Source organism: Ancylobacter aquaticus, from assembly GCF_004339465.1.
In the GTDB taxonomy this organism is placed as follows: Bacteria; Pseudomonadota; Alphaproteobacteria; order Rhizobiales; family Xanthobacteraceae; genus Ancylobacter; species Ancylobacter aquaticus.
In genome coordinates this window covers 317,797-335,590 of sequence record NZ_SMFY01000002.1, presented here as the reverse complement: position 1 = coordinate 335,590, position 17,794 = coordinate 317,797, and the positions used below count along the sequence as shown (strand labels likewise).

Genomic DNA, 17,794 nt, shown 5'->3' with positions numbered 1-17,794 from the left:
CATCTTGCTCACCCCCCGAACAGCACCTCATGCATGATGCGGCCGGGCCAGAAGGTGAAGAGGCCGGCGAGCACCAGTCCGCCATAGAACAGGCCGGTCATGCCGGCCGCATGGCGGGGAATGTCGCTGCGGTGGGCGCGCAGCAGCGCCATCGGCAGGGCCCAGAGCACGTAGAGCGAGAGCAGGTGGATCGGGCCGAACGGTCCGAACCAGCGCATCTCGTTGATCCAGAACGACGACACCGCCACCGTCGCCATCAGCCCCGACCACAGCCAACCGAAGGTTCGGTGCGGCAGCGTGCCCTTTGGCGCAACGAGCTGCACCGTGCCAAGCGCCAGCGCGGCGATGGCGCTGAAGGCGTGCAGCCGGATGGCCGGCGAGGCGTCGAGCAGCGGGGCAAGATCCACTTGTCTGGTCCCCGCCTTCTCCTCCCCCGCGCGCCTTCAGAACGGGATTTCGTCGTCGAGGTCGCCGCCGCCCGAGCCCCCGCCGAACTTGCCGCCGCCGCCCGCACCGCCGCTGACGGGGGCCGGCTTGCGCTCGCTGCCGAAGGAGCGCCCGCCGCCCGCACCCGCGCCATAGCCGCCACCGGAGCCGAAATCGCCGCCGCCGGCGCTGTAGTCATCACCGCCGCCGCCCTCGGAACCACCGCCGCTGCGGCTGTCGAGGATGGTGAGCTCGCCGCGGAACTGGCGCAGCACCACTTCGGTGAAATAGCGCTCCGGCCCGCCGGACTGGTCGCTCGCCTTGCGGGTCTCAAGCTGGCCTTCGATATAGACCTTGGTACCCTTGCGCAGATATTGCTCGGCCACGCGCAGCAGGTTCTCGTTGAAGATCACCACGCTGTGCCACTCGGTGCGCTCCTTGCGCTCGCCCGTGGCCTTGTCGCGCCAGGTTTCCGAGGTGGCGATGCGCAGATTGCACACCCGCCCGCCATTCTGGAACGTACGCACTTCCGGATCGCGGCCGAGATTGCCGATCAGGATCACCTTGTTGACGCTGCCCGCCATCTTGTCCTCCGAAACTGCCGGACGCGCGCCATGGCGCACATCCGTGAAAGGGACCGCACTTTAGACCAAACGGCACTGCACCGCGCCCCGCTTGCGCAAAGGCCCCGCTTTTGTCCACCATTATGGCGCCGTCGCTTTATCCACCATCAAGGCGGCTGTCGCGACGTCGCCAATATGTTCTTGGTATGTTCCTAACATTACGGCTAAGCTGTCGCAAGTCGTCGAGTCGCACATTGCGAAGTGCCGGAGCCGGACTATGTTTACCCTGTGTTCTCAGAGGGAGCCTGTCCCATCATGACCCAGTTGTCCCGCCGCCCGCGCGCCCGCGCCATCGCCATCCGTGCCGAGGAGGCCCGTCAGGCGCTGATCCGCCGCGCCATCCTTGCCGTAGTCGGCGGCATGGTGGTGGCGGCCGGCCTCATCGCTGTCGTCAACGGCGGCGGTGGCTGACCCCCTCGCCGGGCGGTCCGTTTCTCGGGATTGCGCCGCTCCGGATGTAAAAATGCTGGCGCAACTGCCCGTTAAGATACCGGCGAGAGAAGAGTTGGAATGAAGGACCGCGTGGATATCCCGCGCCGCGACGCCCGCACAATTGCGATCCGCGGCGCGCGCGAGCACAATTTGAAGAATGTCGATCTGGAGATCCCGCGCGACAGCCTGGTGGTGTTCACCGGCCTGTCGGGCTCGGGCAAATCGTCGCTCGCTTTCGATACGATCTATGCCGAGGGCCAGCGGCGCTATGTCGAGAGCCTCTCGGCCTATGCGCGCCAGTTTCTGGAGATGATGCAGAAGCCGGATGTCGACCAGATCGACGGTCTCTCCCCGGCCATTTCCATCGAGCAGAAGACGACCTCGAAGAATCCGCGCTCGACAGTCGGCACGGTTACCGAGATTTACGACTATATGCGCCTGCTCTGGGCGCGCGTCGGCGTGCCCTATTCGCCCGCCACCGGCCTGCCGATCGAGAGCCAGACGGTCAGCCAGATGGTCGATCGCGTGCTGACCCTGCCTGACAAGACCCGCCTCTTTCTGCTCGCTCCCGTGGTGCGCGGGCGCAAGGGCGAGTACCGCAAGGAACTGGCCGATTTCCAGAAGAAGGGGTTTCAGCGCGTCAAGATCGACGGCGAATTCCATGAGATCGCCGACGCGCCGGCGCTCGACAAGAAGTTCAAGCACGATATCGACGTGGTGGTAGACCGCCTCGTGGTGCGCCCGGACATCGCCAGCCGGCTGGCGGATTCGTTCGAGACCGCGCTGGGGCTTGCCGACGGCATCGCGGTCATCGAATTCGCCGACGAGAAAGAGGAAAGCGGCGAGGCGCGCCGCATCGTGTTCTCGGAAAAATTCGCCTGCCCGGTTTCCGGCTTCACCATCGCCGAGATCGAGCCGCGGCTGTTTTCCTTCAACAACCCGTTCGGCGCCTGCCCCACCTGCGACGGGCTCGGGCATGAGAGCAAGATCGACCCCAACCTTATCGTGCCGGACCACTCCCGCACGCTGAAGCAGGGCGCCATCGCGCCCTGGGCGAAATCGACCTCTCCCTATTACGGCCAGACGCTGGAGGCGATCGCCCGCCATTATGGCGCGAAGCTCACCACGCGATGGGCGGACCTGCCGGAGAAGGTGCAGAACGTCATCCTGCACGGCTCCAAGGCCGAGACGATCCGCTTCGTCTATGATGACGGCATGCGCGCCTATGAGACGGTGAAGACCTTCGAGGGCATCGTTACCAATCTGGAACGGCGCTGGCGCGAGACCGAGAGCGACTGGGCGCGCGAGGAAATCGGCAAGTATTTCTCCGCCGTGCCCTGCGCCGCCTGCAACGGCTATCGCCTGAAGCCCGAAGCGCTGGCGGTGAAGATCGCCGGCCGCCACATCGGCCATGCGGCCGAGCTTTCGGTGCGCCACGCGCTTGACTGGTTCGCCACCCTGCCCGAGCAACTCACCGACAAGCAGAACGAGATCGCCGCGCGTATCCTCAAGGAGATCCGCGAACGGCTGGCCTTCCTACTAGACGTCGGGCTGGACTATCTCACGCTGGCGCGCGCCTCCGGCACGCTGTCGGGCGGCGAGAGCCAGCGCATCCGCCTCGCCTCGCAGATCGGCTCGGGCCTCACCGGCGTGCTCTATGTGCTGGACGAACCCTCCATCGGCCTGCACCAGCGCGACAATGAGCGCCTGCTCGGCACGCTGCGGCGGCTGCGCGACCTCGGCAACACGGTCATCGTGGTCGAGCATGACGAGGACGCCATTCTCGCCGCCGATTATGTGGTCGATGTCGGCCCTGGCGCCGGCGTGCATGGCGGCCGCATCGTTGCGCAGGGCACGCCGAAGGAAATTCTCGCCAACCCGAACTCGCTCACCGGCAAATATCTGACCGGCGAGATGGCCGTGCCGGTGCCCAGGCGCCGCAAGCCGGACCGCAAGCGGCTGCTCCGCGTGGTGAATGCCCGCGCCAACAATCTGAAGAACGTCACGGCCGAGATTCCGCTCGGCCTGTTCACCGCCGTCACCGGCGTTTCCGGCGGCGGCAAGTCGACCCTGCTGGTGGATACGCTGTACCGCGCCGTGGCGCGCCGGCTCAACGGCGCCTCGGAGCCGCCGCTGGCCCATGATGGGCTGGAGGGGCTGGAACATCTCGACAAGGTGATCGACATCGACCAGTCGCCGATCGGCCGCACCCCGCGCTCGAATCCGGCGACCTATACCGGTGCCTTTACGCCGATCCGCGAATGGTTCTCCGGCCTGCCGGAAGCCAAGGCGCGCGGCTATGGGCCGGGGCGCTTCTCGTTCAACGTGAAGGGCGGGCGCTGCGAGGCGTGCCAGGGCGACGGCGTCATCAAGATCGAGATGCACTTCCTGCCCGACGTCTACGTCACCTGCGATGTCTGCAAGGGCAAGCGCTACAACCGGGAGACGCTGGAGGTAACCTTCAAGAACAAGTCGATCGCCGACGTGCTCGACATGACGGTCGACGAGGGTGCGGAGTTCTTCAAGGCAGTGCCGGCGGTGCGCGACAAGCTTGAAACGCTGGCCCGCGTCGGGCTCGGCTACATCCATGTCGGCCAGCAGGCCAACACGCTGTCGGGCGGCGAGGCGCAGCGCGTCAAGCTCTCCAAGGAGCTTTCCAAGCGAGCCACCGGGCGCACGCTCTATATCCTCGACGAGCCGACGACAGGCCTGCATTTCCACGACGTGGCGAAGCTGCTCGAAGTGCTCCACGAACTGGTCGAGCAGGGCAACACGGTGGTGGTGATCGAGCACAATCTCGAAGTCATCAAGACCGCCGACTGGGTGATCGACCTCGGCCCCGAGGGTGGCGATGGCGGCGGCGAGGTGGTCGCGGCCGGGCCGCCGGAAGTGGTCGCCAAGGCGGAGCGCAGCCACACCGGGCGATTTCTGGCCGACGTGCTTGCCCGCCGACCGCTCAAGCCCCGCCGCGCGGCGGAGTAAGCGGCACGCGGATCGCGTCCCGCACGGTCATTCCGCCACGTCATCCCGGACGGTCCGCAGGACCGATCCGGGATCTCCCCCCGTCCCTGCAGTCGGTGCATCAACCCGCCGGAAGGCGGCCGAGTTGCAGCTTGACGTGGCAGCAGCGATTGCAGCCACCGGGGGCGAACCTTAGGCGCCCTCTTTCAGCCGCACCAGATTCACCGTCACCGCGATCAGCACGAGGGTGGCGCCGAACTGATGCGCCAGCGCAAGGTCGATCGGCACCTGGTAGACCAGCGTCAAGATGCCGATGGCGGCCTGCGCGATCACCAGAGCGAGGATGATGAGCGCCCGTTGCGCGACCTTTCCCTTGACCCGCCGCGCGCTGAGCCAATGCCCGACCGCTAGGGCGAAAAGGACATAGGCGAACAGCCTGTGATTGAACTGCACGGTGAGCACGTTCTCGAAGAAGTTCCGCCAAACGGGTTGCTGGACCAGCAGATTTTCCAATGGCGGCACAAGGTGCCCGTCCATCAGCGGCCAGGTCGTGTAGGTGAGCCCGGCGTCCAGTCCGGCCACGAGCCCACCGAGGAAGATCTGGATCAGGACGGCGATGAGCAGGATTCGCGCATAGCCGCGCAGCCAGTCGGGCGAGGCCCGCTTCTCCCGTGCCGGCTTCAGCGAGACAGCCACCGCCACCGTGGCAGCGAGGATGATGCAGGCCAGCGTGAGATGGGTGGCCAGCCGGTACTGGCTGACGTCGACCCGGTGCACCAGCCCGGAGGCCACCATCCACCAGCCGACCGCGCCCTGTGCACCGCCGAGAACAAAAAGGCCGGTTAGTTTCCAGCCGAGCGGGCGGTCTATCAGCCCGCGCCAGAGGAAGAAAAGGAACGGCAACAGGAACGCAAAGCCGATCACGCGCCCCAGCAGCCGGTGCCCCCATTCCCACCAGAAGATGTACTTGAACTCGTCGAGGCTCATGCCCCGGTTGATCTGCTGGTACTGCGGAATCTGCCGGTACTTGTCGAACTCGGCCTGCCAGGCTGTGTTGGAGAGTGGCGGAAGCGTGCCTGTCACCGGCTTCCACTCGGTGATCGACAGGCCGGATTCGGTGAGGCGCGTGGCGCCACCAACGACGACCATCAGCACTACGAGCGCCGCGACGAAATAGAGCCACAGCCTCACCGGCCGTAGCTTGTCGCGTTCGACCGGCCCGTCAGCGTGCGGGACATCGGCGTCGGCGGGGACGCGAGCGACGACGTGATCCTTGACCATAAAGTGGGCGCTCCCTTTAGTGGCGGCCGCCTGCCCCGCCGGCCACCCGCGCCGGGTGGCTTCCTCCCGGGCGCGGCGACCGATATAGAGGCGCGCGCGTGCGCGCAACGGGACTCATTGTCTCGCGCCCGATCGTCCAGCCCGGAGTCGCCTATGTCAGACCCCCGTCCCGGCCTTTCGGCCCGCTCGCGCAAGTTCGTCGGCACGGTTCTGATGGTGTTTCTGGTGCTTGGCTGGGCACTGGTGGCGATGGCGCTTGCCCAGGGCCGTGTCACCACCCTGCCCGCCTTCTGGCAGTTCCTCGCCTATGTCGTCCTCGGCATCGGCTGGATCGTGCCGGCGGCCGTGCTTATCCGCTGGATGCAGCGCCACGATCGGCGGCCCGACACTCTCTAAGGTCGGGAAACTCGCCGAAAACATCCACAAATCAATCTGTTGCGAAACTCGCCGTTGATCGCCGGCATCCGCTCAGGCCGCGCGTGAGAATGTCTTTTCGTCCGCTTCCGGCGTGAAGGTGATCATGGCGATCTCGCCGAAGCCGAGGGAAGCAAGAGCGTCAAAGGCTTGTACCGCGTCGGTCGCCGGGCCGCCCGGCTGGGTGACGAGGATGGTCGTCGGGCTCAGTGCCGCGAGGCGCCCGGCGCCGGGCATGCCGCCCAGCGGCGGCGCGGCCACGATCACGTGATCATAGGTCTGTTTCAGCGCAGTAAGAATCAGCGGCAATCGCTCCGCCGTAACAAGTCCATCCGCCTCGCGCGCCCCTCGCCCGGGCGGAATGACGTGGCAGCGCGAGGCGCTCTCCCGATGAATCGCATCGGAGAAACCGCACACGCCGGTGAGAAGGTCGGTAAGGCCCGGCGCGCGCGGGTCCCCGGTCAGTCCGTCGAGCGCCGGGGAGGCCACATCGAGGCAGACGACCACGACCCGCCGCTCGGCCGCTTCGGCCAGCGAGCGCCCGAGCGCGAGGGCGCAGCGGGCAATCGATTCGTCGGGACGGCCGCCAGTGACGGTGACAAGCCGGGCCGCAACGCCGCGCAGTTCGATCAGCCGCGAGAGATCGGCGTGCTCGCGCTCCCGCGACAGGAGACGCAGCGAACGCGCCATCTCGGCGCCGACTTCCTGTTCGCCGGTCGCCGCGCCGATCCAGGGAAGGTGCTGGAGCGGGTGCGGTGTCGTCTCCGGCATCGGAACGGCGCCGAATTCATGCCCGGCGGCCCCCTGGCGCCGGCGGACCCAGCTCTGGAATCCGAACACCAGCAGGAAAGTCGCGATGCCAGCGACGAGGCTGGTCAGCAGTGGGGTCGGCCAGCGTGCTGTGCCGGCCGGCACGGCGGTGGCGATCACCCGTGCCGGGGCAGCGCTTGGCCCGACCGCAGCCTGCGGGTGGAGGTCGCGCGTCTGGCGCAGTTCAACATAGGTCGCCGCGAAGGCGTTGGCGACGTCGGCGGAGAGGCGCGGGTCGGGCGAGGTAAAGTCGATCGCCACCTGTCCTCCGCCCACCTGCCGCACGTCGAGGCCCCGTTCCACCGTTCGCAGAGCCAGGGTCTCACGCGACACCGGCGCGGGGTCGGGCAGCACGCTGAAACCGGCAAGGTGCAAGGCGGCGCCCGCGAGTGCCCCGCCGCTCCCGCCAGCCGGTGCGGCCAGACGAGTGGCCAGATGGCGCGTCTCTATGACCTGCCGGGCGAAATCGCGCGAAGAGAGAACCTTAACGCCGTCGCGCCCGGCTGCCGCATCGCGCCCGTCGATCCACAGCCGGGCGCGGGATTCATAGCGCGGGACGGTGATTTCGCCGAAGGCGGCAGCGATGGTGAGCCCCGCGAGGGCCGGCACGAGCAATCTGCGCAGGAGGCGCCGATCCGACGCAGGCTGAATCCGCCAGCCCGGCGCTGTCACCTGATCGGCGGTGCAGGCGGCCGTCTGCGCAGAACTTTCGCACGGGTCCATCATGGAGCCTATTAGGCACCGTCATGGTTTCCACCGTGTTAAAGCAGAATGTGTTTCGGGGAGAGAGCCACCGGCCACATTGGGGGCGCCGGTGAAAATGGTCGGAGCGAGAGGATTTGAACCTCCGACCCCTAGTCCCCCAGACTAGTGCGCTAACCGGGCTGCGCTACGCTCCGACGCCGTGAGGCGCCGTCTGTCTAGCCATTTGCCGTCCGGTATGCAAGCCGGCGCGCACCCTGTGGATGACGGATACGGCGCGCGTGCGGATAAAAGGCTATGATCTGAGCTCACCCAAAGGATGCGTTCCCATGAACCACCCCGCGCATGGGCACGCCCCGCCCGACGATTCCATCCCGGCCGAGCCGCTCGACCGACCCGCCAGCGCGGAGATGCTGGAACGCCTGGAGACGCGTCGGTCCTCGACGCTGCGTGGGCTGTTGGAGCCCGGGCCTTCGGAGGAAGAACTGGGGCGGATGCTGCGGCTCGCCATTCGGGTGCCAGATCACGGAAGGCTCAGCCCCTGGCGCTTCATCGTGCTGTCGGGTGACGCGAGGCGGATCGTTGGGGAACGGCTGGACGCGCTCTATGCTCGGCAGAATCCCGGCTTGCCACCCGCCAAGGCCGACATGTGGACGCTGTATCTCCTGCGCGCCCCGGTGACAGTCGTGCTGGTCAGTCGGCCGGACAGGGCGGCAAAGGTGCCGGAATGGAATCAGGTGCTCTCGGCCGGCGCGGCGGGCATGGCGCTTACAGTCGCCGCCTCGGCAATGGGCTTTGCCACCCAATGGCTGCTGAAATGGCCGGGCCGAGACGCTGAGGCCGCGGCGCTGCTCGGCGTTGCGGCGGGGGAGCGGGTCGCCGGATTTATCCATATCGGCCGGCCGTCGGCCGTGAGCGAGGACCGGCCACGGCCGGCCCTCGACGACGTGGTGCGCTTCTGGTCGCCCGATCAGTCGATGTCGAACGACACGCCCTGAGCGAGCGGCAGCGCACGGGAGTAATTGATGGTGTTGGTGGCCCGCCGCATATAGGCCTTCCACGCATCCGAGCCGGATTCACGCCCGCCGCCGGTTTCCTTCTCGCCGCCGAACGCCCCGCCGATCTCGGCACCGGAAGGGCCGATATTGACGTTGGCAATGCCGCAATCCGAGCCTTCGGCAGACAGGAAGGCTTCCGCCTCGCGCAGATCGTTGGTGAAGATCGACGAGGAGAGGCCCTGCGGCACGCCATTGTGCAGCTTGATCGCCTCCGGCAGGCCGGTGCAGCGCAGCACATAGAGGATCGGCGCAAAGGTCTCGTGCTTCACGACGTCGATCTGGGCGTCGAGTTCGACCAGAGCCGGGCGCACATAATAGGCCTCCGGCTGCTCCCCGACCGCGATGCGCTCGCCGCCATGGACCCGCCCGCCCGCTGCCCTAGCCGAGTCGAGCGCAGCCTGCATGGCCTCGAAGGCCGCCTTGTCGATCAACGGGCCGATCAGCGTGCCCGCCTCGCGCGGGTCGCCGATGCCGACCGAGCCATACGCCTTGGCAAGACGCGGCACCAGCGTGTCATAGACGCTCTCATGTACGATGAGACGGCGCAGCGTGGTACAGCGCTGGCCGGCCGTTCCCATGGCCGCAAAGGCGATGCCGCGCAGAGCGAGATCGAGATCGGCCGAGGGGCAGACGATAGCGGCATTATTGCCACCGAGTTCCAGGATCGAGCGACCGAAACGCCGTGCTACCCGCTCGCCGACGATCCGGCCCATGCGGGTCGAGCCGGTGGCCGAGACGATGGGTACCCTCGAATCGTCGGTCAACGCCGCGCCGACCTCCGCGCCGCCGATCAGCAACTGCGAGAGACCTTCCGGCGCACTGCCGAAGGCCTGGGCCGCGCGCTCGAACAGGGCCTGCACTGCCAGCGCGGTCAGCGGCGTCTTCTCGGACGGCTTCCACAGCACGCTGTTGCCGCAAACCAGCGCCAGGGCGGCGTTCCAGGACCACACGGCGACCGGGAAGTTGAAGGCGGTGATGATTCCCACCGGGCCTACCGGGTGCCACGTCTCCATCATGCGATGGCCGGGGCGCTCAGAGGCGATGGTGAGGCCATAGAGCTGCCGCGACAGGCCGACGGCGAAGTCGCAAATGTCGATCATCTCCTGAACCTCGCCGAGGCCCTCCGAAACGATCTTGCCGGCCTCCAGCGTCACCAGCCGGCCGAGCTCGGCCTTGTGGGCGCGCAGTTCCTCGCCAAGAAGGCGGATGAGTTCGCCGCGCCGGGGCGGAGGCACGGCGCGCCAGTCCTCGTAGGCCGCGACCGAGAGCTCGACCGCCTGGGCCACGTCGGAGGCGTCCGCCTCGGGTACATGGGCGATCACCTCGCCGCTGATCGGCGAGCGAACCGGCCTCGTGCCGTTGCGCCAGCTGGAGTCCGGCACGCCGAGGCCCTGCAGGAGGGTGAGGACCTCGTCCTCGACCGACGTGAGTGCCCGGGTTTCGTTCGTCGCCATCCTCAATGCTCCTCGACAAATGGCCGCAGCTGGTCGCGCTCAATAGCACCCGGACGCCGGACAAATCCATCGGGGCTTTCGACGGACGACGCGGTTGCCGCACCGTGCCAGATGAGCGGAGCGACTGCTGTGCAGCTCGGGAATGCGCCTGACTTCAATGCGTTGTGTGCGAGGCTACAGCTGGCCCGACCACCTACGTGTCTCGCTTTTCATCTGGGATAAGTTGAAGTCGAGCGTGACTATTCTGGTCATGTTTATTATGATGCAAACGACGACATGCTTCGCGTTTGCGCGTTATAGCCACAATGTCGTGATGTCCCTGCCACATTTCCTTCCCATGCATCGCGCCTCGCCAACAGGAGAAGGACGAAGGTATTGACGGCTTGGGGAATGGGACGGGTTGCCGGGGCGGCATTCGCAACGGGGATCATCTTTATCGCCGGCGGCAATGCTGCCCTTGCAAGTTCAAAGAAGACCAATGTGGCCGCGACGTCCGGCATGGCGTCCTATTACGGCTATGGCGGTCGCACCGCCAACGGGGAGCGGCATAGTGCGCAGGCCATGACGGCGGCGCATCGCAGCCTGCCCTTCAACACCCGGGTTCGCGTCACCAACAAGGCCAATGGCCGTTCGGTCGTGGTGCGGATCAACGATCGCGGGCCCTTTGTGCGGGGCCGTATCATCGACGTGTCGACGGCCGTTGCCGATCAACTGGGCTTCCGCAAACGCGGCGTGGCCAAGGTCGATATCGCCGTCGTCGACTGACGTCACGGCCGATCGCTGACCGGGACGTGCGTTCAGCCGTCCCGGTCCCGCGCGGTGTCGAGAAGCCGTTGGCAGTCCTGCAGTTCATACAGTGCCGCCTGCAGCCGCAGCACATCCTCGCGGCTTAGCGTCGTCGGGGCGGGGGTCTCGTCAGCTTGTACCCCGCCCGCGCGTAGCGCCGAAGCCGCCGGTAGGACGGGTCGCACTGCAGATACCGCCGCCTGATAAGGCGCTTCTGTCGGCATAGCCGCGCGTGCCCGCTCCGGCACGAAACTCACCTCGTCATCGGGCGCTTCCGACACCGGCCCTGGCCCGATCGGGCGGAACGGGAAGGATGCCCGCAGTTCCGGCGGGCGCGGTTCCTGCGCCGGTCGGGGCTCGGTCGAGGGCGTGGCGGGCTGCGGCTCCGGCGCCCCCCTGTCCAAGGGCGGCAGAGGCTCGAAGCGCATCAGCGAATCCGTGGCCAGCGGCGGCGGCTCGCTGCGAGAGGGCCGCACCGGCGGCTCCAGATCGGCGAGAAGCGGCAGGTCGAGATGATCCGGCTCGCTGTCCGGACGGCGGCGGGCACGGCGGGCCGGGTTCTCCTCGGCGGGCTCTCGCTGGCGACCGGGCAAAAGATTGAGAATGCCACCCAGGGGCCCACCTGCCGTGCCGCTGGCGGGCGGAGCGCGCGCGGGCACGTCATCGGGTGCCGGGGTGGATGCGACGTCAATCGGGGGCAGCGGTGCCGGCGCATATGTGCTGTGCCCGTCCCGATCGTCCCGCTCGGCGATGGCCTGATCGTCCGCTTCGATATCGCGCCAGATGGCCTGCACGTAGCGCGGGCCCTCTTCCTTCAGAATGCGCTGGACACCGCGGATCGTGTAGCCTTCCCCGTAGAGCAGGTGGCGGATGCCACGGAGCAGTTCCACATCGTCCGGCCGATAGTAGCGCCGGCCACCGCCGCGCTTGAGCGGGCGAATCTGCGGGAAGCGGGTCTCCCAGAAGCGCAGGACATGCTGGGGGAGGTCGAGGTCTTCGGCGACCTCGCTGATCGTGCGGAAGGCGTCAGGCCCCTTCTCTCCCCCCGGCTGTTCCTGTCGCGCGTTCACGACTCGGGCGAGGCCCCGTTGATCTGCTGCTTGAGGATGTTGGAGGGCTTGAACACCATGACCCGGCGCGGGGCGATGGGCACCTCTTCGCCGGTCTTCGGGTTGCGCCCCACGCGCTCGCCCTTCTGCCGCACGACGAAGGACCCGAAGGACGAGAGCTTCACCGTCTCGCCCCGTGCGACGCAGTCGGCGATCTCGGAGAGAACCGTCTCGACGAGTGCCGCCGATTCCGTGCGTGACAGCCCAACCCGCTGATAAACCGCTTCGCACAGATCGGCGCGCGTGATGGTGCGACCTGCCATTGCCGTGTTCCCTATCCCATCGGTACCGTTGTTTATAAACGCCAAACTAGGCGCCGTGGCCGTCGCCGGTCAACGGCACATCGCGTCCGGGGTGCGGATTACCAGCGTATGAGCGCCGAAGCCCAGGTAAAGCCGCCACCCATGGCTTCCAGCAGCACGAGATCGCCGCGCTTGATCCGCCCGTCCGCGTGCGCGGCAGCCAGAGCGAGCGGGATAGAGGCGGCCGAGGTGTTGCCGTGCTTGTCGACGGTGATGACCACTTTCTCGGGCGCGATGCCGAGCTTGACGGCGCTGGCGTCGATGATGCGCCGGTTCGCCTGGTGCGGCACGAACCAGTCGATGGTGTCGGCCGACTCGCCCGTCGCCTCGAAAGCGTCAACGATCACATCGGTGATCATGCCGACGGCGTGGCGAAACACCTCGCGGCCTTCCATGCGCAGAAAGCCGACGCTGCGGGTCGAGGAGACGCCGCCATCGACATAGAGCTTGTTCTTGTGCCGCCCGTCGGATCGCAGATGCGAGGTCAGAACCCCGCGCCCCTCTTCCTCGTCGCGCACCGCTTCCAGCACCAATGCGCCGGCGCCGTCGCCAAACAGCACGCAGGTGGTGCGGTCCGACCAGTCGAGAATGCGCGAGAAGGTCTCCGCCCCGATGACGAGGCAGCGGCGGTAGGTGCCCGATTTGAGGAAATTGTCGGCCGTGGCCAGGGCAAAGACAAAGCCCGAGCAGACGGCCTGAAGATCGAAGGCGGCGCCATGCGTAATGCCGAGGCCGGCCTGCACGCTGACCGCCGTGGCCGGAAACGTATTGTCTGGCGTCGAGGTGGCGACGACGATCAGGTCGATGTCGCCGGGCTCCAGCCCGGCATCTGTCAACGCCGCCCGCGCCGCATGGATGGCGAGATCGGACGTCACCTCGCCCTCGGCCGCGATGTGCCGCGTGCGGATGCCGGTGCGCTGGACGATCCATTCGTCGGAAGTGTCGACCATCTGCGCGAGGTCGGCATTGGTCAGACAGCGGGCCGGCAGATAGGAGCCGACGCCACGTACCACGGAACGGATTGCACTCACGATGGAACCTGTAACTCGTCAGAGACGGAGACATCCGCGACGGCAGCACGGCCGACCTGCGGACGGTCATTCATCCCTGCTTCAATGCGGGAGAGAAGCTGGTAGCGAACCATGTCGTAGCCGATATCGACCGCCGACGCGAAGCCTTCGGCATCGGTTCCGCCATGACTCTTGATGACGACGCCATTAAGGCCGAGGAACACGCCGCCATTCGACTTGCGCGGATCGAGCTTGTCGCGCAGCGCCCGGAAGGCGCCGCGCGCCAGCAGATAGCCGATCTTCGCCACGAAGCTGCGATTGATCGCGCCTCGCAGGAAGTCCGCCACCTGCTTGGCGGTGCCTTCGGCGGCCTTGAGCGCGATATTGCCGGAAAACCCTTCGGTAACGACGACGTCGACAACGCCTTGGCCGATGTCGTCGCCCTCGACGAATCCGTAATAGGCGAGGCCCGGATGGTCCGCCGAGCGCAGGGCGGCGGCGGCGTCCTTGACTTCTTCGACGCCCTTGATCTCTTCGACACCGATATTGAGCAGACCGACCGTCGGCCGTTCGATATCGAAGACGATGCGGGCCATGGCCGCGCCCATGACTGCCATGTCGACCAGATGCTGGGCCGTCGCACCGATGGAGGCGCCGACATCGAGCACCACGCTTTCGCCGCGCATCGTCGGCCACAGGCAGGCAATGGCGGGACGGTTGATGCCTGACATCATGCGCAGATTGACCTTGGCCATCGCCATCAGCGCACCGGTATTGCCGGCGGAGACGGCACAATCGGCCTCCTTCATCCGCACCGCGTCGATTGCGCGCCACATGGAGGAGACGCGCCGGCCCTTGCGCAGGGCCTGGCTCGGCTTGTCGTCCATCCGCACGACGACGTCGGTGTGGATCACGGTGCTCGCCGCCGCCAGACGCGGGCGATCCTTGAGCAGCGCGTTGATGCGGGCGGAGTCGCCATACAGCAGGAAGGCGATGTCCGGATGGCGGGTGAGCGCGATCTCGGCACCGGGAAGGACCACGTCGGGTCCATGGTCGCCGCCCATGACGTCGAGCGAAATTCTGACGGGCGAGGACATCTAGCGGCGAAGTCTCATTGGTCGGAGGGACGGCGATGCGACACCGGCGCCGCGCTGACGGCATGCCCGAGTTGAGCCGCCATGACAATAGCGCCGGCGCATTTCCCCGTCCTGAACCGGCCTAATCCGCATTGCCCCCGTCGTTCCCGCGCAGCTTCGCCAGCGCGCCGAAAGGCGACACTTCCTCCGGTCCCGGCTCGTCCGGCCCTTCAAAGTGCGCGTCAGGCTTGCGCGGATAGGGATCGAGGCCGAGGGCGAGGAATTCCGCCGCCACGGCGCCGGCATCAATGGTTCCGTCGATGATCGGGTCGGGCAGATCGAGTTCGGAAACGTCGATCTCTGCGCCCGGACGGATCTCCGGAATTTTCTCGGCGGGAGCGAATTTAAGGTCGATGTCCTCCGATACCCGCGTGTCGAAATTCTCCAGCGTCACCACGCAGGTCTGGGTGACGACGGCATCGACATGGCCGGTGACATGCACGGTATTGCCGCGCCCAGGCGTCAGGATGACCTGCGCCGTCAGGGACGGAATGCTAGGGATGCCCAAATCCTCCGCCAGGGCAGCGCGGGTGGCGGCATCGGGCGCGAGCGTCAGGGTCAGGCCGTGATCCGGCAGGCTGGCGGTGAGCACGGGCTTGGAAAGGGGCGAGGCGTCGGTCATGACGGGTGTGTCTCCGTGGAGCCGATGGCGGCCGGCGGGGCCAGCGGGAATTCGCCGGCGGCGAGGCTGGCGAAAGCAGCCGCCTGCAGCGCGGCCGCCGCTCCTATCATATACTGCGCGAAAGCGCGCGCCTCAGGCGCAAATGCCGGCTTCGAGCCGTGGACATTGCGCAGCACGGCCTCTGAGAGCGCGTCAAGGTCGCCAGCCTCAAGGGGGCCCTCATAGGCACCGATACGGCCGTAGAAGGCTTCGGCCACCTTCTTCATCTTCTTCGGCACCGTCAGGTCGCCGACGCCCATTTCCCTGAGATTGGCGTCCATGTCGGTGCAGAACGCGTCGAACACGTCCTGACTGAGCTCACGGCGTTCCTCGCTCTCGACCTTGAGGCGGTGAAAGAGCAGGAAGGCGTGGGCAAGGATCATCTCAAAGCGGCCCTCTATCGTGTCGGGCACAGCGTAATCGGTATAAAATACGGGCTGGCGCGAATGCGCCACGATCGCGCCATAGAGCCGCTGAATGGTCTCGCCTCCGTCATTCCGGCGGAAGAAACGCAGAATCATGGACGGCTCCTGCCTCGTTGCCGCTGCCGCCTCGGCGGGTGCGGCTGTGATGGCGGGTTAACGCGGGCGGCACTCGCTGGCAACCCCGCCGTCTGCCGCAGCGCCGTGATGGAACGGTCGGCAGGCGTTCGACAGTTGCATCAGGGGCCCGCCCTGTGCTTTCTGCCCCCTGCCGCAGCGCCCTCCGGCGGATGCGGCACGAGCTTCGGAGTTGAGTGGATGGCATCGACGCGCGCGACGCGGAACAAGGCTCCCGGCACCCGGATCGCCGCCCGGGCCTCGCTGGCGGTTGCCGGCGTGGCGATGGTCGGCCTCACCGGCTGCTCCGGCGACATGCCGATGGCGACAGCCAGCATGGGTCTTCCCCGCTCGCCCACCGGCTTCGTGCAGGAGCAGCAGCGCGGCTATGTCATCGCACCGGAGGCGCTGGACCAGATCCCGATCGGGTCGAGCCAGGAGCAGGTGTTGCTGGTGCTCGGCACGCCGTCGACCGTCGCCACTGTCGACGGCGAAGTGTTCTATTATATCTCGCAGAAGGCCAGGAAAGTGATGTTCCTGCGGCCGGAAATCACCAATCAGCGGGTGATCGCGGTCTATTTCGACCCCAAGGACAAGCGCGTTACCCGCGTCGCCGATTACGGCCTGAAGGACGGCAAGGTGTTCGATTTCATCAGCCGGACGACGCCGACCGGCGGCTCCGAAGTGTCGCTCATGGGGCAGATCTTCAACGCCACCACGTTCACCCCCGGTCTTTGATCCGGGGCGCGCGCCCTCTTACGCGAAACGCTCGGCCGAGAACGGCGCGGGGTCGGTGCACGGCGTCTCGCCGTCCATCATCTCCGCCAGAAGGCGGCCGGTGATTGGCCCGAGCGTGAAGCCCAGATGCTGGTGGCCGATGGCGAGCCACATGCCGCGCTGGCCGGGTGCCGGCCCGATCACCGGCAGCATGTCCGGAAAGGCCGGGCGGCTTCCCATCCACGGCTCGGCCTCCGCCCGCGCGCCGAGGGGAAACAGGCCGCGCGCCAGAGGCTCGGTCTTCTCCAGTTGCACCGGCGATTTGGGCGCGTCCCGGCGGGCGAATTCCACCCCCGTGGTCAGGCGGATGCCGCCGACCATCGGGGTGATGACATAGCCGCCCTCTTCATCCAGCACCGGACGCGACAGGGAGGCACCGCCCTCGGCATGGTAATGCATGTGGTAGCCGCGCTTGACCTGAAGCGGCAGGTTGACGCCGAACGGGCGTAGCAGGTCCATCGCCCACGGGCCGAGAGCGACCACGACTTCCGGCGCCTCGACGCTGCCCTCCTCGGTCATCACCGTCCAGCCGGCGCCTAGACGGGCGAGGCTGCCAGCATCGCCCTTGCGTACCTGTCCACCCAACTCGGCGAAATGGGCGGCATAGGCCTGGGTGACGCCGCCGGGGCTCGACACCGAATGCGGGTCCGACCAGATGACCGCGCCGTGGAACACCGGACGCAGCGAGGGCTCCATCGCCAGAGCCTCGTCGACGCTGATCTCGCGTGCGCTCAGCCCATAGCTATGGGCCAACGGGAACTCGCTGCGCTCGACGTCGAGGCCGGCCTCGGTCCGGTAGAGCTTCAGCCAGCCGCCCTCGCGGAAGAAATGGGTGGCACCGGCCGCCCGGGCGAGGCGGTCGTGCTCGTCAATGCTGAAGGCAAGGAGTTTCTCCATGTGGCGGGCATAGTCGAGCAGGCGGGCCGGCGCGGAGGCGCGCCAATAAGCAAACATCCACGGCACGAGCCGCACCAGTGCGTCCCAATGATAATTCGCCGCCGGATTGCGCCCGAGCGCCACGTCCACCAGTGCCGAGAGCTTGCGCGGAAAGGCGACGGGATAGAGTGAGGCTCGCTCGACCAACCCGGCATTGCCATAGGACGTCTCCTCACCCGGACCTCGACGGTCCACGAGCACGACCGCCCGGCCCCGCTGCGCGAGATGGTGGGCGACGCTGGTGCCGACAATGCCGGCGCCGAGCACGATGGTGTCGGTCTTCATGATGGAACCTGCGGGCGAAGGGCAACGATGTGAGCACGTCAAACGCGTGACGGTAGCGTCGGGCGGCGCAAGCGAACGCCGCCCGACGGGTG

The 17,794-nt window shown here is 67.0% G+C and carries 17 protein-coding genes, 1 tRNA gene and 1 pseudogene; 6 read left to right on the top strand and 13 right to left on the bottom strand.

The window, feature by feature from the left end:
- Positions 1-8: 8 nt before the first annotated feature.
- Positions 9-407, bottom strand: a complete 399-nt coding sequence (locus tag EV667_RS11165) for a DUF2306 domain-containing protein (protein WP_131835420.1) — start codon at positions 405-407, stop codon at positions 9-11.
- A gap of 36 nt (positions 408-443) precedes the next feature.
- A complete protein-coding gene (gene ssb / locus EV667_RS11160; RefSeq protein ID WP_131835419.1) occupies positions 444-1,010 on the bottom strand; it encodes a single-stranded DNA-binding protein in 567 nt (188 codons plus the stop codon).
- 294 nt (positions 1,011-1,304) lie between these two features.
- Between ssb and EV667_RS22580 the strand changes: the two genes are divergently transcribed.
- Entirely contained in the window at positions 1,305-1,460 is a 156-nt protein-coding gene (locus tag EV667_RS22580) for a hypothetical protein (RefSeq protein WP_165901598.1), read from the top strand.
- 99 nt (positions 1,461-1,559) lie between these two features.
- Complete coding sequence (uvrA, locus tag EV667_RS11155) at positions 1,560-4,463, top strand: excinuclease ABC subunit UvrA (protein WP_131835418.1); 2,904 nt, start codon at positions 1,560-1,562, stop codon at positions 4,461-4,463.
- 171 nt (positions 4,464-4,634) lie between these two features.
- On the opposite strand, the gene EV667_RS11150 is transcribed toward uvrA, so the two are convergent.
- Positions 4,635-5,723: a COX15/CtaA family protein gene (locus EV667_RS11150; RefSeq protein ID WP_131835417.1), complete on the bottom strand. Its 1,089-nt coding sequence runs from the start codon at positions 5,721-5,723 to the stop codon at positions 4,635-4,637.
- Between the two features lie 153 nt (positions 5,724-5,876).
- Here EV667_RS11150 and EV667_RS11145 point away from each other — a divergent pair, with 153 nt between their 5' ends.
- Complete coding sequence (locus tag EV667_RS11145) at positions 5,877-6,119, top strand: DUF2842 domain-containing protein (RefSeq protein ID WP_131835416.1); 243 nt, start codon at positions 5,877-5,879, stop codon at positions 6,117-6,119.
- A 72-nt stretch (positions 6,120-6,191) separates the two neighbouring features.
- On the opposite strand, the gene EV667_RS11140 is transcribed toward EV667_RS11145, so the two are convergent.
- Positions 6,192-7,556 carry a tyrosine-protein kinase family protein gene (locus EV667_RS11140; protein ID WP_245516113.1) on the bottom strand — a complete coding sequence of 455 codons (1,365 nt, stop codon included), beginning with the start codon at positions 7,554-7,556 and terminating at the stop codon, positions 6,192-6,194.
- 212 nt (positions 7,557-7,768) lie between these two features.
- Positions 7,769-7,846, bottom strand: a tRNA-Pro gene (locus EV667_RS11135).
- 132 nt (positions 7,847-7,978) lie between these two features.
- Between EV667_RS11135 and EV667_RS11130 the strand changes: the two genes are divergently transcribed.
- Complete coding sequence (locus EV667_RS11130; protein WP_131835414.1) at positions 7,979-8,647, top strand: nitroreductase family protein; 669 nt, start codon at positions 7,979-7,981, stop codon at positions 8,645-8,647.
- On the opposite strand, the gene amaB is transcribed toward EV667_RS11130, so the two are convergent.
- Complete coding sequence (gene amaB, locus EV667_RS11125) at positions 8,620-10,161, bottom strand: L-piperidine-6-carboxylate dehydrogenase (RefSeq protein WP_131835413.1); 1,542 nt, start codon at positions 10,159-10,161, stop codon at positions 8,620-8,622. The two genes, EV667_RS11130 and amaB, sit on opposite strands and share 28 nt — an antisense overlap.
- 390 nt (positions 10,162-10,551) lie before the next feature.
- Here amaB and EV667_RS11120 point away from each other — a divergent pair, with 390 nt between their 5' ends.
- Positions 10,552-10,926, top strand: coding sequence for a septal ring lytic transglycosylase RlpA family protein (locus tag EV667_RS11120; RefSeq protein ID WP_131835412.1), 375 nt, complete (start codon positions 10,552-10,554; stop codon positions 10,924-10,926).
- A gap of 803 nt (positions 10,927-11,729) precedes the next feature.
- Here the strand turns inward: EV667_RS11120 and EV667_RS22890 are convergent.
- The 6 genes and pseudogenes from EV667_RS22890 to EV667_RS11090 form a co-directional block, all read right to left on the bottom strand.
- Positions 11,730-12,017, bottom strand: a pseudogene (locus EV667_RS22890) (MerR family transcriptional regulator); the annotation flags it as partial.
- Positions 12,014-12,319 carry an integration host factor subunit alpha gene (locus EV667_RS11110; protein ID WP_018390992.1) on the bottom strand — a complete coding sequence of 102 codons (306 nt, stop codon included), beginning with the start codon at positions 12,317-12,319 and terminating at the stop codon, positions 12,014-12,016. The gene EV667_RS11110 and the pseudogene EV667_RS22890, both read right to left, overlap by 4 nt.
- 98 nt (positions 12,320-12,417) lie before the next feature.
- On the bottom strand, positions 12,418-13,389 hold the full coding sequence (locus EV667_RS11105; protein ID WP_131835410.1) for a beta-ketoacyl-ACP synthase III: 972 nt from the start codon (positions 13,387-13,389) through the stop codon (positions 12,418-12,420).
- Positions 13,386-14,465, bottom strand: a complete 1,080-nt coding sequence (gene plsX, locus EV667_RS11100; protein WP_131835409.1) for a phosphate acyltransferase PlsX — start codon at positions 14,463-14,465, stop codon at positions 13,386-13,388. Before plsX ends, EV667_RS11105 begins: the two co-directional genes overlap by 4 nt.
- 121 nt (positions 14,466-14,586) lie before the next feature.
- Positions 14,587-15,126 (bottom strand): YceD family protein, encoded by a 540-nt coding sequence (locus tag EV667_RS11095; RefSeq protein ID WP_131835408.1) that lies wholly within the window; start codon positions 15,124-15,126, stop codon positions 14,587-14,589.
- Positions 15,123-15,686 carry a ubiquinol-cytochrome C chaperone family protein gene (locus EV667_RS11090; RefSeq protein WP_131835407.1) on the bottom strand — a complete coding sequence of 188 codons (564 nt, stop codon included), beginning with the start codon at positions 15,684-15,686 and terminating at the stop codon, positions 15,123-15,125. Before EV667_RS11090 ends, EV667_RS11095 begins: the two co-directional genes overlap by 4 nt.
- Positions 15,687-15,905: 219 nt before the next feature.
- On the opposite strand from EV667_RS11090, the gene EV667_RS11085 reads away from it, so the two are divergent.
- Entirely contained in the window at positions 15,906-16,442 is a 537-nt protein-coding gene (locus EV667_RS11085; protein WP_131835406.1) for an outer membrane protein assembly factor BamE, read from the top strand.
- A gap of 18 nt (positions 16,443-16,460) precedes the next feature.
- On the opposite strand, the gene EV667_RS11080 is transcribed toward EV667_RS11085, so the two are convergent.
- The gene (locus EV667_RS11080; protein WP_131835405.1) at positions 16,461-17,702 is read right to left on the bottom strand and encodes an NAD(P)/FAD-dependent oxidoreductase; all 1,242 of its coding nucleotides are present in this window, start codon (positions 17,700-17,702) and stop codon (positions 16,461-16,463) included.
- Positions 17,703-17,794 lie beyond the last annotated feature (92 nt).